The organism is Tatumella sp. UBA2305, assembly GCF_002345795.1.
Taxonomy (GTDB): Bacteria; Pseudomonadota; Gammaproteobacteria; order Enterobacterales; family Enterobacteriaceae; genus Tatumella; species Tatumella morbirosei.
The window spans coordinates 195,305-208,952 of the sequence record NZ_DDVT01000020.1 but is presented as its reverse complement, the minus strand read 5'-3'; the positions used below and the strand labels follow the sequence as shown (position 1 = coordinate 208,952).

Below are 13,648 nucleotides of genomic sequence, written 5' to 3'. Positions count from 1 at the left end.
GGATTATCTCACAGCCCCGCCGCGCGTCCTCATCACCGTCACCATGACTCTTTTTTTATCCGGGAGCCGGCAACAGGTATACTGCGTTCAGCAGGGTGAAACCGGGAGCATTATGAAAATTATCCATACCTCTGACTGGCATCTGGGTCAGTTTTTTTATACCCGTAGCAGGGCTTACGAACATCAGTCTTTTCTCGACTGGTTATTGCAGCAAATTACCGACCTCCGGATCGATGTCCTGATCGTTGCCGGCGATATATTTGATACCGGTTCGCCCCCCAGCTATGCCCGTGAAATATACAATCACTTTGTCGTTGCATTACAGCAGACCGGTTGTCAGTTAATCATTCTGGCCGGAAATCATGATTCGGTCGCGATGCTCAACGAATCACGGGAACTGCTTGCGTGCCTGAATACCCAGGTGATCGCCAGTGCCGGCACAGACATCAGCAATCAACTGGTGATTCTTCGCGACAAGCAGCAGAATCCCGGGGCTGTGCTCTGTGCCATCCCCTATCTGCGTCCCCGGGATATTCAGTTAAGCCAGGCCGGGCTGAATAGCCAGCAGAAACAACAAAACCTGTTGCAGGCCATCACTGATCACTACCGGCAGTGTTATGACGCCGCACTCAGATTGCGGGTTGAACTGGGGCAACCTGAATTACCCGTGATAGCCACCGGACATCTGACAGCGCTGGGTACCCGTAGCAGCGAATCCGTACGGGATATCTATATCGGTAGTCTGGATGCTTTCCCTGCCTCCGCCTTTCCTCCCGCCGATTATATTGCTCTGGGGCATATCCATCGATCACAACAGGTCGGCGGGCAAACGCATATTCGTTATAGCGGTTCACCGATTGCACTGAGTTTCGACGAACCTGGTACAGAGAAGAGTGTCTGTCTGGTCGAATGTGGTCCCGGTCAGCCACTGACGGTGACCACTCTGCCGATCCCCTGTTTTCAGCCCATGCAGACCCTGAAAGGTTCACTGGAAGAGATTGAAACACAGATCAATGCGCTGACCAGCGATGACAGCGGCCGGCCGGTATGGCTGGATATTGAGGTCACGCAACAGGACTATCTGAGTGACTTACAACAACGTATTGAAGCTTTAGTCTCCGGCAAGCCGGCCGAAGTATTACTGTTACGCCGCAGTCGTGAACGTTCGACGGCAGGTATTCAACGGATGGAGAATGAAACGTTGAATGAATTAACGGCAGAAGAGGTGTTTATGCGTCGTCTTGAGCTGGAACAACAACTACCGGAAGCGGATCGCCAGCGGCTGCTCACCCTTTACCTGCAAACTCTGGAACAGGTACAGCATGCCGGACAGGAGCAGGACTGCAAATGAAAATACTGAGCCTGCGGTTCAAAAACCTTAATGCTTTGCGTGGCGAATGGACTATCGATTTTCGTCAGTCCCCCTTCGCCGGTAATGGCCTGTTTGCCATCACTGGTGATACCGGCGCGGGTAAGACTACCCTGCTGGATGCTATTTGCCTCGCGCTCTACCACCAGACGCCACGGCTCGGCCCTGTCACCCCAGCCCAGAACGAACTGATGTCACGCGGCACCAGTGAGTGCCTGGCAGAAGTCGAATTCGAAATTAAAGGCCAGGCCTGGCGGGCCTTCTGGAGCCAGAACAGGGCCCGGGGCCAGCACAACGGTAAACTTCAGCCCCCACGGGTTGAGCTGGCGCGCTGCGAAGATAATGTTATTGTCGCTGACAAAATACAGGATAAATTGCGGATCACTGAGCAACTTTCAGGGCTGAATTTCCAGCGCTTCACCCGCTCCATGATGTTATCTCAGGGGCAGTTTGCCGCTTTTTTAAATGCACCTTCTGCAGAGCGGGCAGAATTGCTGGAAGAGCTGACCGGCACCGAAATTTACGGACAAATATCCCAGGCAGTATTCGAAAAGCACAAGCAGTTACGTCAGCAACTGGACAACCTGCAAGCCGGTGCTTCCGGCGTCCTGTTACTGGATGAAGACACCCGCGTGAAGCTTAGCCGGCAACAGACGGACCTGCAGCAACAGGAACAGCAACTGCAACAGGAGAGCCTGCTGATTAGTCAGGCACAGCAATGGCTGCAGCAACATCAGTTACTGACCGGAAAACGCCTGCAGCGTGAGCAGGAACATCAGGCAATGACCCTGCAATGGCAGCAGGCCGCCCCTCAGAGACAACGTCTGGCCACCAGTGAACCGGCAGAAAAAGTGCGGGGCATCTGGCAGCAACTGCTACGCCAGCAGCAGGAACAGCAGCAACTCACGGCTCAGCAACTCGCCTCTCAGCAACAACTGAACCACGCCGAAGCATTACAACAACAGTCGGGTAATCAGTATCAACAGGCTGAATCCGGGCTTCAGCAGTTGCGGAAACAGCAACAACAACAGGAAACACTGCTGACCGGGCAGGTAATCCCACTGGACCAGCAAATTGCCACCGGACAGCAGCAGTACGATCACAGTCGCCAGCAACTGAACTCACTTGAGCAACAACTGGCACCGTTAATTCAGCAGCACAACACCGTTGTTCAGCAATCAGCAGCACTCGGCCTGCAGAGAGAGCAATGGCAACAATGGCGGGAAACTCACCAGGGGGTTGCCAGCTATGGCGCGCATTTACAGCTCTGGCAACACCGTCTGACCGGGTGGCAACAGCAACAACAGGATGTACTGGAAACTGACCGGCAATTAGAGGAACATCAGCAACAGACCGCCGTACTGCAAAAGTCACTGACAGAACTGAGCCAACAGATTCAGCCGCGACAAAATGATGAAACCGTGGCTACTGAGGCTTTTAAACTACGTGAAAAACAGCAACAGGCACTGGAAGCAGAAGCCGCCACGGCCGGATTACGTCACTCGCTTGAAGATTCTCAGACACAGCGTCATCTCCTCCAGCAACTGTTACTTCTGGCCTCAAAAGCAGCCCCGCTGCAACAGCAACAGGATCGTCTGCGGCAGGAACACTCGCGGTTAAACCAGCAAATCGCCAGCGATGAGCAATCGCTCGAACAATTTCGTCGTCATTATCAGACGGAGAAAAAGCAATTGCAGGCCGTCACCACACTGTGTGAACTTGAGGCTAAAATTGCCAATCTTTCGGTATTACGTGACCAACTGACTGCCGGACAGCCCTGCCCGCTCTGTGGGTCCTGTGAACATCCGTCGGTGGAACACTATCGCCACTTACAGCCGGATGAAAATCAGCAGGAAAAGAAACGCCTGGAGCAGAGTGTTGCCACACTTCAGGAACAGGGTATCCAACAGAAAACTGCGCTAACGCAGGCACAACTGCGCATTCAGCAACTGCAAACAGAGATCAATACGCTGGGCACTGAGCTGGAAACCCTGGGCCGGGAATGGCAGCAACTGACCCTCAGCAGCCACATCAATATCGAATTCAGTGACCAAAGCGCACTTAAGCAACAGATTCAAACCCTCGACCAGCAGGAAGCTGTAACCCGTCAACAGTTACAGCAACGTGAAGCGGCTGTGCAGGCCTGTCAACAGGCACGGGAAGCGATGTATCTCTGCCGGGAGAAATTACAGCAACATCAACAACAATTAAGTTTGCTGAATCAGCAACTGGACAATAGTCAGAAAAAGAGTCGGGAGCTAAGTGAACGTCACCGTCAGGCCGTGGCACAGGCCGCTGAACGCTCTGAACAATTGCGCACTGATATTCGCCAGTATTCTCTGGAGCTGCCGGAACAGAGTAATAACGCGGAAAAATGGTTTTCAGAGCAACATCAGCTCTGGGATGACTGGCAGCAGAATGAAAAACAACTCCGTGACAGTGAATCTGAACATATCCGGCTGACGTCTCTGCTGGAAAGTCTGCAACAGGAGCTTACCCGGCAGAAAAACGCCGTACAGCAGGCAGAAGAGACCACCGCACAGCAGTTGACTGCACTGGAGGAACTGCGCCGACAGCGGCAGCAACTGTTTGGCAATCAGCAGGTCAGTACCGCCCGCCAGACGATGCATGACCAACTACAGCAGCAGGAACAACAGGTACGCAATCTGCAACAGCAATGGCAACAGGCCCGGGATCAGCTCAGCCTGCACAATGGCCAGCACAACCAGTTGCAACAACAAATCGTTCGCCTGAGTGCACAAACCACAGATACTGAGCGAGAGTTCGATTCTGCTCTGCAACAGCAGGGATTCAGCAACCGTCAGGCATTCAGCGATGCCCTGCTGGACGAACATCAAGCCACTACACTTCGTCAGCAACTGGAGCAACTGGACCAGTCACTGCGTCAGACCGATATTCTGCAGCATCAGGCTATTGAAGCCGAACAGCAGCATCTGTTGCAACGTCCGGAACTAAGCCAACAAGAGAGTGCGGTCCTGGAGCAAAAACAACAGACATTACATCAGCAACTGAAAGAAAATCTGCATCAGCAGGGAGAGATCAGGGAAAGGCTGCACGCGGATAACCGCTACCGGCAGCATCAGCAACAGTTACTGGCGCAAATCAGCCAACAGCAGCGGTTACTGGCCGACTGGGATCATCTTAACCGGCTGATTGGCTCAGCAACCGGATCGGTATTCCGTCGCTTTGCTCAGGGACTGACACTGGATCATCTGGTGTGGCTGGCTAATCAGCAGCTGGCGCGGCTACATGGCCGCTATTTGTTGCAACGCCAGGCAACGGATGCTCTGGAGCTGTCGGTCATTGATACCTGGCAGGCAGATAATCAGCGTGATACCCGCACACTGTCAGGCGGCGAAAGCTTTCTGGTCAGTCTGGCTCTGGCGCTGGCATTGTCAGATCTGGTCAGCGATAAAAATCGCATTGAGTCGCTGTTTCTGGATGAGGGGTTTGGCACTCTGGACGGGCAGACACTGGATGTCGCTCTGGATGCGCTGGACAGCCTGAACGCCAGCGGTAAAACCATCGGGGTCATCAGCCATGTAGAGGCCATGAAAGAGCGAATCCCGTTGCAAATCCGCGTTATCAAGGTCAACGGGCTGGGCTACAGTAAACTGGAGCTGCCAACAGGTCCAGGCTAAGCCATTTCCGCCGGCCGGGTCTCCTGCCGGCGCCATTGCCGTGGGCTGATACCAAACCAACGGCGGCAGGCCCGCGAAAATGCACTGACTTCCGAGTAACCGAGTAGCATAGCCATTGATGAAACCGACAACGATTTTTGCTGAAGATAATGGGTGGCCAGTTCACTACGCACATTGTCCACTAACCCGGAGAAACTGACGTTTTGCTCACGTAGCCGGCGTTGCAGCGTCCACGCGGATACCCCCATACTTTCGGCTACCTCCTCCAGCACGGGTTCACCATTGCTTAGCAACAGGTGGATCGCCGCGCGAACTTTTCCGGTCAGCCCCTGGCTGTCACGGGTAATATTCAGTCGTTGCAAAGCATCCCGCATCACCATCAATAGCATCGGATCGTTATCCGGCATACTGCGTTGCAGATCTCTTTTGGCGATAATCAGTGAATTGTATGGCTGATCAAAATAGACCGGTGCGTCGAAGATTTTACAGTGCTCATGCCAGTTTTCCGGACGGGAATGTTCAAAATGAACTTCGCGGGGTGCCCAGTGCTGCCCCGCCCCATGGCGGATCAGATTCATAAACATACCCAGTGTCAGTTCCGCGTCCTGCCGGCGACTCAGAATTGCTCCGTGACGCACCTGGTAGTCCAGCCGCCAGTAATCCCCTTTATCGGTACGGCGAACCAGCGTATCGTGCTGGTGAAAGGGAAATGCCTGTACCACATTATTCAGCGCTGTTTCCAGCGTCGGAGAGCACAGCCCAATATAACCAATCAACCCCAGTGACTGGGGTTTAAACTGACGGCCATAATGTAGCCCGAAATTATCGGTCCCGGAATGACGTGCAGCCTCCTCCAGCACACGGCAGTAGTTCACCAGTCCAAGGCTGAGCGTCGGGCTACTCAGCAATTCAGGATCGACACCACTCAACCCGAAGATTCTGTCGGCATCACCGCCCTGGCCGGTAATAAAATCACTCAGCCCGGTGGCCGCGGCCGCCAGTACGCCGCGATTACCGGCCATCAGACCGGACATCGCCTGCGAAGTGCTGTGCAACAGTGCTATCGGTTGTTCCATTGTGCCTCTCCGGATTGCCGAAACTGCACAGATCTATGCAATTTTCGTACCAGAGCAAAGTGGTATCATAGCGCGGTTTAGCCGCAGCCTGGACAGTGACTGAATCGCATATTGCACAGCCATTGTGCATTACTGCCCTACCGGCCAGCGGTCAGTCTCCAGATAGCGACGGCATAAACGCACAGTCTCCGCCGACCACTCCTGTTCCAGTCCACGCGCCATTTCTGTACTGGCATGCGATCCCATCCAGGCGCTGAGCTGTAACCGGCGCTGCATCAGTAAATCCGGCAGTATAGCCAGATCTTCATCGCTGATATGAGCAGACTTTTCATATCCTGCCAGCCAGTTTTCGATCCAGTCTGCAGCCCGGGGATGATGTTCAAAGAAGCTAATGGCTGCCGCCAGATCATGCATGTACCAGCCAAAGCCACAGTCATCAAAGTCGATAATTTTGGTCTGCCCCTGATGATGCAACAGGTTAGTCAGCCTGAGATCGGCATGGATCAGACCATAGCGTTCCGGTGGCTGCCCGTAGTCTGTCAGACGCTGGTTAATTTTCTGCAACGCCTGACCAATCAAGGGATAATGCTGGCAATCCAGTCGGGGGGCATCCTGCCAGCGCCCCCAGTGTCCCTGCTCTCCCACCATAGTCTGGTGATCCCAGATAATGCGCTGAAAAGCGTCCGGCCTTTGCCACTGACGGCTGTGCCGGTGTAGTCTGGCGGTGACTTCGCCAAGTGCCCGGAAAGCCACAGGATCGACACTGGTGGTTGGCATTTCGCCGTCCATCCAGTGAAAAATGACCACATGCCGGACATCTCCGTCTTCTGTCTGTAACGTCTGAACCTGCTCGCCCTGCGGGTCTCTGACTGCCTGGGGAACTTCAATGCCACTTTCTCTGAGCGCATCCAGCCACAGTAATTCACTGGCGATATCCTGCTTGCTGTGATAATTCGCCCGATGAAGACGCAGGGCATAACGCTGCCCCTCGGATACCAGCGAAAAGGTCGCATTTTCAGAACGGCAAATCAGCGATAACTGTCCGTCACTCAACTGCGGATAGTGCTGCAGCGCCGCCGTGGCTATCTGCATCAGTTGCTGGTCAGTTAAAGAATCATTCTGCTGTACATCCATTATCCGCACCCCGATTGGTCATTAAGTCTGTCATGGTTAACTTCAGCATGCCTGTGGTAAGTGACGTATTTCCTGACTCTGCAGCAGCAAAACCTGGCTTTACACGACAAAAATGCAGAACCCGGGAGCGAAGTTGACTTCAGATGACAAATTTATGACGGCCAGGGTCAGGTATTCTGACTCCATCGCGCGGCATTATCCCTGTGACAGCTTATTCCGCAGGCCTGAGATCCGGCGGGAAGTGCAAATACGACGGGGATACAATCATGACAACAAAACTTAAGCCCACGCTTGGTACCTTTTCACTGTGGGGAATTGCCGTAGGTCTGGTCATTTCGGGCGAGTATTTTGGCTGGAGTTATGGCTGGGGCGTCGCAGGAACTCTCGGCTTTCTTATCACCACACTCCTGATAGCATTGATGTACGGTTGTTTTATTTTTAGTTTTACCGAACTGACTACTGCCATTCCGCATGCCGGAGGCCCTTTTGCCTATAGCCGGCGGGCATTCGGTGAAACCGGCGGGCTCATCGCCGGGCTGGCAACCCTGATTGAGTTTGTATTTGCCCCTCCGGCGATTGCCCTGGCTATCGGTGCTTATCTGAACGTACAGTTTCCTTCGCTGGACCCAAAGATTGCGGCGGTCGTGGCCTATCTGGTGTTTATGGGACTGAATATCCTTGGTGTCAAACTGGCGGCAATGTTTGAACTTATTGTTACCCTGCTGGCGGTGGTTGAACTACTGGTATTTATGGGAGTGGTCTCTCCGGGGTTCAGCCTGGCAAATTTCACCGCCCACGGCTGGGCCGGCGCTGAAGGTTTTGGGCTACAGGCGATCAGTGGTGTTTTCGCCGCCATCCCGTTTGCTATCTGGTTTTTTCTGGCGATTGAAGGTGCAGCCATGGCAGCCGAAGAGGCGAAAGATCCGCGTGAAAATATCCCACGGGCCTATATCGCAGGAATTCTGACGCTGGTCGTGCTGGCCATTGGTGTGATGCTGTTGGCCGGGGGGGCGGGAGACTGGCGTAAACTCTCAGATATCAACGATCCTCTGCCTCAGGCGATGAAGATGATTGTCGGTGAACACTCGCGCTGGATGCATATGCTGGTGTGGATTGGCCTGTTTGGCCTGATTGCCAGTTTCCACGGGATTATCCTTGGCTTCTCACGGCAGTTTTTCGCGCTGGCACGCGCCGGATATCTGCCCCCCTCACTGGCAAAACTGTCTCGTTTTCAGACCCCTTACCGCGCAACCCTCGCCGGAGGTGTTATCGGCATCATCGCAATCTTTAGTGATAACTGGATTCATCTGCAGGGTATGACGCTGACCGCCGCGATGATCACTCTGGCCGTGTTTGGTGCCATTGTGATGTATATCATGAGCATGTTGAGTCTGTTTAAATTACGCCGTAGCCAGCCGGAGATGCCCCGGAGTTTTAAGGCCCCTGGCTACCCACTGGTACCGGGTATTGCCCTGATTCTGGCCATCGTTTGCCTGGTATCGATGGTCTGGTTTAATCCGGTAATCGCCCTGTTGTTTGTGGCGATTATGCTGACCGGTTACTGCTATTTCCGTCTGACCTCTGCCCAGCGCCGGGAAGCCCCTCGCGATGAGTTACTGATGAGTCAGGAATCATAAACGTACAGGTGGCAGGAATACTTTCTGCCACGCTCTTCCCCCTTCCCGTGTAAGTTTCTCTGATTTATTACCACGAATGCTGAAACCCGCCCAACGATTGGGTATCATCACCCGGCAATCCGGACAATGCTGGCTTAAGGAATTCAGATGCTGTGGTTTAAAAATATGATGGTTTATCGTCTCAGCCGGGAAATCCCGTTATCTGCTGACGATATGGAGAAACAACTGAGCGCATGCAGTTTTACCCCCTGCGGTAGCCAGGATCAGATGAAAACCGGCTGGGTCCCCCCACTGAATAACCAGACCGACTCACTGGTGCATTTCAGTAATGGTCAGATGCTGCTTTGTGCCCGTAAAGAAGAAAAAATCCTGCCTTCACCGGTGATTAAGCAGGCACTTGAGGCCAAAATCAGTCGTCTGGAAGCCGAACAGCAACGGAAACTGAAAAAAACCGAAAAAGATTCGCTGAAAGATGAAGTCATTCATAGTCTGTTGCCACGTGCCTTCAGCCGCTACAGCCAGACATGGTTGTGGATTGACACGCAACATCAGCTGATTATGACTGACAGTGCCAGTGCCAAAAAATCTGAAGATTTACTGGCACTGCTACGTAAAAGTCTCGGTTCATTGCCGGTGGTGCCACTCGCGCTGGAAACGCCGGTTGAACTCACCCTGACTGAATGGGTCCGTTCCGGCAGTCTGCCGGCCGGGTTTGCCCTGCTGGACGAAGCTGAGCTGAAATCTACGCTGGAAGAAGGCGGAGTAATTCGTTGTAAGAAACAGGCACTGGTCAGCGATGAAATTGCTCATCATATCGAAGCCGGAAAAAGGGTGACTAAACTCGCTCTGGACTGGCAGGAACGTCTGCAGTTTGTGGTCTGTGATGACGGGACTCTCAAACGTCTCAAGTTCAGCGATACTTTGCGTGAACAGAATGACGATATTGATCGTGAAGATCAGGCATTACGTTTTGATGCAGATTTTGTATTGATGACCGGGGAACTGGCCGCGTTTACTGAAGCCCTGGTTGCCGCTTTAGGTGGCGAAGCACAACAATAGCAGGCTTCCATGCTCTGCAAATGCAGAGCATGGAAAATCCGTTACAGATAACGGCACAGGTAGGCGCTGTCTTCCGCTACCTGTAAATAGAATTCGCTGTTGCCTGGCACATTAAATACCTGCCCTGCTTCGTACCAGCGCCATTCGGTTTCACCTGGCAGTAAAACTTTCAGAGAACCACTGACCACTGTCATCTCTTCCGGTTTTCCGGTACCAAAAGTGTACTCACCTGCAGACATTACCCCGACCGATGAAACTCCGGACAGCGAGTTTTCAAAACCAATCGACTTCACTTTACCTTCAAAGTACTCATTAGACTTCAGCATGCAGATTCCTTAATAGTCAGCAGGGGGTTTCTGACAGTGTAAAAGCAGTGCATTCAACTTGTCACGTAAATAATCAGCCCGATCATCAGCTTAATAAATTGCGCTGAGCGGGTTTGACCACAGAGCAGTTTCAGGCTGATTCGATGCGCAAACCCTCTTTAATACATTTTTCTTATAGATAAGCATTTTTATGAATTTTGATATAGCCATAAGTTATGGGAGCGTAGTGAACAGACAACAAATGATAATAATCTCCCGGAGGATGATGACTGTGACGCTGACTAACAGAAAAAATGCGATTTTTGCACTCAGCCTGCTGGCGTTGAATAGCCTGGCAATCTCTGCAGCTCATGCAGATCAATTAGCGGATATTAAAAAGGCCGGGGTAGTTAAAGTGGCCACCTTTGATGCTAATCCACCCTTTGGATCGGTAGATCCTAAAACGCATGAACTGGTGGGCTATGACATCGACTTTGCTAAAGCGTTGGCCAAGGCCTGGGGCGTCAAATTACAACTGGTGGCGACTAACCCTGCCAACCGAATTCCATTGTTGCAGTCGGGCAAAGCTGATCTGATTGTCGCTGATATCACCATTACGCCAGAGCGGGCACAGGTGGTCGACTTTTCCACCCCTTACTTTGTGACCGGCCAACAGTTTTTGGTCCCGGCCACTGCCAGTAACTCTCTGGACAGTTACAGCAAAGACCGGATTGGTGCAGTCAAAGGCACCACCGGTGAACAGGCACTGCATCAGCGTTTTCCGCAGGCCCGGGTACTGGCTTATGATGATATTCCTCTGGCATTAACCGCACTACGCAACGGTAATGTTCAGGCCATTACCCAGGACAGTACGATCCTGGCAGGGCTGCTGGCAGAAGCGCCGGATAAACAGAAATTTAAGATCCTGCCAGACCTGCTGAGTAAAGAAGAAATTGGTATTGGTGTCTCTAAAAACCAACCGGCATTGCTGAATGCGGTCAATACTGAACTGGTCAGTCTGGAGAAAAGTGGCGAGGCAACTACCATCTATAACCGCTGGTTCGGCCCGGGCACTCCAGCCCCACAACCCCGTAATTTCACGATTAAAGCTAACTAAGATGTCTGTGCTTTCACCTCTGTCCGCCGCTACGGCGGACAACTCATCACAACAGGCACAGATCCTGTTCCGTCAGGTCAGTAAGCGCTATGGCAGCCATCAGGTACTTGAGGGTATCGATTTGTCAGTCAACGCGGGGGAAGTTGTGGCGATTCTTGGACCTTCGGGTTCCGGAAAATCAACCCTTATCCGGCTGGTCAATCAACTGGAGTCCATTACCAGTGGCGAGATTTTTATCGATAACCGACCGGTCAGTACTCTGAAAGGACGAGCATTGCAGGACCTGCGCCAGCAGATCGGATTTGTTTTTCAGCAATTTAATCTCTATCCCCATCTGACGGCACAGCAAAATATCACACTGGCTCTGGAAAAAATTCACCGTCAGTCTTCTGAACAGGCCAGACAACGGGCGCTAACCCTACTGAAGCAGGTCGGTCTGGCAGATAAAGCCAACCATTTTCCTGCACAGTTATCCGGGGGGCAGCAGCAAAGGGTCGCCATTGCTCGTGCATTATCATCTGAACCGAAAATACTGCTGTTCGATGAACCGACTTCAGCGCTCGACCCGGAAATGATAGGTGAAGTGTTGCTGGTAATGAAGCAACTGGCCCACAGCGGCATCACATTACTGGTCGTCACTCATGAAATGCAGTTTGCCAGAGAAATTGCCGACCGTATTGTGTTTATCGACCAGGGGCAAATTCTGGAAAACAGCCATCCCGGGGATTTTTTTCACGCTCCGGAACATCCACGGGCACAACGTTTTCTGCAAAAAGTTCTCAATCCTCTGCATCAGGAACCTGAGCCTTGATGATTCATTTAGACTGGCATGGTGTGCTTTCCGGACAACCACTGCAATGGATTATTTCCGGTTTTCTTACCACGGTATGGGTCACTCTTGCTGGATGTTTTCTTGCCACCCTGCTGGCAATACTGTTACTGGGGTTACAACTCAGCCAGTTTCGCCCGGCTCAGGCTATTGTTGCTGTGTGGGTCTCGGTATTTCGTAATACCCCGATTCTGGTGCAACTGCTGTTCTGGTATTTCGCCGCCTGGAATCTGCTACCGTCGGACTGGAAAGCGGTGATAAATAATGTTTACCCCTGGTCGGTACTACCAGGAAATGTCTGGTGGCTGACACCCGAGTTTATCTGCTCTGCCTGGGGGCTGGCAGTTTTTGGTTCAGCATTTCTGGTCGGCGAGACAGAATCAGGTATTCGTGCTATTTCACGTGGCCAGCAGGAAGCTGCTCTGGCCCAGGGGTTCCGCGGCTGGACACTATTACGTTGGATAATCCTGCCTCAGGCACTGCACAATGCCTGGCAGCCTATTATCGGGCAGTACCTGAATCTGATGAAACTATCATCTCTGGCCAGCGCTATTGGCTTTGCTGAACTGACTTATCAGGTCCGACAGATTGAAAGTTATAACGCCCACGCACTGGAAGCATTTGCAGTAGGATCTGCCATTTATCTGTTTACCGGGCTGCTACTGGGCAGTGCTCTGGGGGCTTTGGGCCGCAAAGTCTTCAGCAGTCCTGTGACTTACCAACCTGCAACTATTAATGTGTTGCCTGAGAGTAAACCTGATGAACGCTGAAATTTCGGTCATTACCGATAATCTTGGATATTTACTGTGGGGGCAAACTGCCCGGGGGACACCCGGCGGCGTTGTTCTCACGCTGTTGATGACGGCGGGGGCCGCCCTTCTGGCATTACCGCTGGGTACCCTGTTGGCTGCCAGCGCAAACTATGGTTCTGCAACCTGGCGCAGATTGCTGTTTATCTGGGCTGATCTGATTCGCGGTATTCCGCTGATATTTGTGATTTTTTGGTTATGGTATTTGCTACCGATGCTCAGTGGTATCGAAATCCCGGGACCACTCACCGTGACCCTGGCGCTGGCCTGGTTCACTTCAGCCTCAGTGATGCATACGGTACTTTCCGGATTGGCTGCATTGCCTGCGGGTCAGTCTGAAGCGGCCCGGGCACAGGGTTTCGGTACTGCAGCCACTTTCTGGTACATTTTGCTACCACAGGTACTGCGAAATATTCTGCCCTCGCTGACGGGTATCTTTATCAGCCTGTTAAAAGATACTTCGCTGGCTTTTATCGTTAATGTTCCGGAACTGACCACACTGGCCGGACAGGTCAATAACCGGGTACAGATTTACCCTGTAGCTATCTTTATATTTACCGGCGCGGTCTATTATCTGTTGTGTTTTGGTCTGGAATTGCTGACTAAACGCTGGCAGAAAAATCGCCGTCAGTGGATATGAAGGGTGCCGGG

11 protein-coding genes are annotated in these 13,648 nt (G+C 52.5%); 8 read left to right on the top strand and 3 right to left on the bottom strand.

Annotated features, from left to right (window positions below):
• Positions 1-112 precede the first annotated feature (112 nt).
• Together sbcD and B3Z23_RS13435 are read left to right on the top strand one after the other, a co-directional pair.
• A complete protein-coding gene (gene sbcD / locus B3Z23_RS13440; RefSeq protein ID WP_294910918.1) occupies positions 113-1,351 on the top strand; it encodes an exonuclease subunit SbcD in 1,239 nt (412 codons plus the stop codon).
• On the top strand, positions 1,348-5,031 hold the full coding sequence (locus tag B3Z23_RS13435; RefSeq protein WP_294910916.1) for an AAA family ATPase: 3,684 nt from the start codon (positions 1,348-1,350) through the stop codon (positions 5,029-5,031). Before sbcD ends, B3Z23_RS13435 begins: the two co-directional genes overlap by 4 nt.
• Here B3Z23_RS13435 and qhpR read toward each other — a convergent pair.
• Together qhpR and B3Z23_RS13425 are read right to left on the bottom strand one after the other, a co-directional pair.
• The gene (gene qhpR / locus B3Z23_RS13430) at positions 5,028-6,065 is read right to left on the bottom strand and encodes an AraC-like transcriptional regulator QhpR (protein WP_414716494.1); all 1,038 of its coding nucleotides are present in this window, start codon (positions 6,063-6,065) and stop codon (positions 5,028-5,030) included. The genes B3Z23_RS13435 and qhpR overlap by 4 nt on opposite strands.
• 171 nt (positions 6,066-6,236) lie before the next feature.
• Complete coding sequence (locus B3Z23_RS13425) at positions 6,237-7,241, bottom strand: phosphotransferase enzyme family protein (RefSeq protein WP_294910914.1); 1,005 nt, start codon at positions 7,239-7,241, stop codon at positions 6,237-6,239.
• Between the two features lie 266 nt (positions 7,242-7,507).
• Between B3Z23_RS13425 and eat the strand changes: the two genes are divergently transcribed.
• A complete protein-coding gene (gene eat / locus B3Z23_RS13420) occupies positions 7,508-8,878 on the top strand; it encodes an ethanolamine permease (RefSeq protein ID WP_294910912.1) in 1,371 nt (456 codons plus the stop codon).
• Positions 8,879-9,025: 147 nt separating this feature from the next.
• Positions 9,026-9,937 carry a recombination-associated protein RdgC gene (gene rdgC / locus B3Z23_RS13415; protein ID WP_294910911.1) on the top strand — a complete coding sequence of 304 codons (912 nt, stop codon included), beginning with the start codon at positions 9,026-9,028 and terminating at the stop codon, positions 9,935-9,937.
• Between the two features lie 41 nt (positions 9,938-9,978).
• Here rdgC and ppnP read toward each other — a convergent pair whose 3' ends face one another.
• On the bottom strand, positions 9,979-10,263 hold the full coding sequence (ppnP, locus tag B3Z23_RS13410) for a pyrimidine/purine nucleoside phosphorylase (protein WP_038018563.1): 285 nt from the start codon (positions 10,261-10,263) through the stop codon (positions 9,979-9,981).
• Positions 10,264-10,525: 262 nt separating this feature from the next.
• On the opposite strand from ppnP, the gene B3Z23_RS13405 reads away from it, so the two are divergent.
• From B3Z23_RS13405 to B3Z23_RS13390, 4 genes are read left to right on the top strand one after another with little or no spacing between them, the layout of a single operon-like run.
• Positions 10,526-11,359, top strand: a complete 834-nt coding sequence (locus B3Z23_RS13405; RefSeq protein WP_414716492.1) for an ABC transporter substrate-binding protein — start codon at positions 10,526-10,528, stop codon at positions 11,357-11,359.
• A 1-nt stretch (position 11,360) separates the two neighbouring features.
• Positions 11,361-12,170, top strand: coding sequence for an amino acid ABC transporter ATP-binding protein (locus B3Z23_RS13400; protein WP_294910909.1), 810 nt, complete (start codon positions 11,361-11,363; stop codon positions 12,168-12,170).
• Positions 12,170-12,958, top strand: a complete 789-nt coding sequence (locus tag B3Z23_RS13395; RefSeq protein ID WP_414716493.1) for an amino acid ABC transporter permease — start codon at positions 12,170-12,172, stop codon at positions 12,956-12,958. Before B3Z23_RS13400 ends, B3Z23_RS13395 begins: the two co-directional genes overlap by 1 nt.
• Positions 12,948-13,637 (top strand): amino acid ABC transporter permease, encoded by a 690-nt coding sequence (locus tag B3Z23_RS13390; protein ID WP_294910904.1) that lies wholly within the window; start codon positions 12,948-12,950, stop codon positions 13,635-13,637. Before B3Z23_RS13395 ends, B3Z23_RS13390 begins: the two co-directional genes overlap by 11 nt.
• The last annotated feature ends 11 nt before the right edge of the window (positions 13,638-13,648 follow it).

Excerpts from the sequence above, each read along its gene's own strand:
- sbcD (WP_294910918.1), top strand. The coding sequence starts at position 113 with ATGAAAATTATCCATACCTCTGACTGGCATCTGGGTCAGTTTTTTTAT.
- B3Z23_RS13435 (WP_294910916.1), top strand. The coding sequence starts at position 1,348 with ATGAAAATACTGAGCCTGCGGTTCAAAAACCTTAATGCTTTGCGTGGC.
- qhpR (WP_414716494.1), bottom strand. The coding sequence starts at position 6,065 with ATGTCCGGTCTGATGGCCGGTAATCGCGGCGTACTGGCGGCCGCGGCC.
- B3Z23_RS13425 (WP_294910914.1), bottom strand. The coding sequence starts at position 7,241 with ATGGATGTACAGCAGAATGATTCTTTAACTGACCAGCAACTGATGCAG.
- eat (WP_294910912.1), top strand. The coding sequence starts at position 7,508 with ATGACAACAAAACTTAAGCCCACGCTTGGTACCTTTTCACTGTGGGGA.
- rdgC (WP_294910911.1), top strand. The coding sequence starts at position 9,026 with ATGCTGTGGTTTAAAAATATGATGGTTTATCGTCTCAGCCGGGAAATC.
- ppnP (WP_038018563.1), bottom strand. The coding sequence starts at position 10,263 with ATGCTGAAGTCTAATGAGTACTTTGAAGGTAAAGTGAAGTCGATTGGT.
- B3Z23_RS13405 (WP_414716492.1), top strand. The coding sequence starts at position 10,526 with ATGATGACTGTGACGCTGACTAACAGAAAAAATGCGATTTTTGCACTC.
- B3Z23_RS13400 (WP_294910909.1), top strand. The coding sequence starts at position 11,361 with ATGTCTGTGCTTTCACCTCTGTCCGCCGCTACGGCGGACAACTCATCA.
- B3Z23_RS13395 (WP_414716493.1), top strand. The coding sequence starts at position 12,170 with ATGATTCATTTAGACTGGCATGGTGTGCTTTCCGGACAACCACTGCAA.
- B3Z23_RS13390 (WP_294910904.1), top strand. The coding sequence starts at position 12,948 with ATGAACGCTGAAATTTCGGTCATTACCGATAATCTTGGATATTTACTG.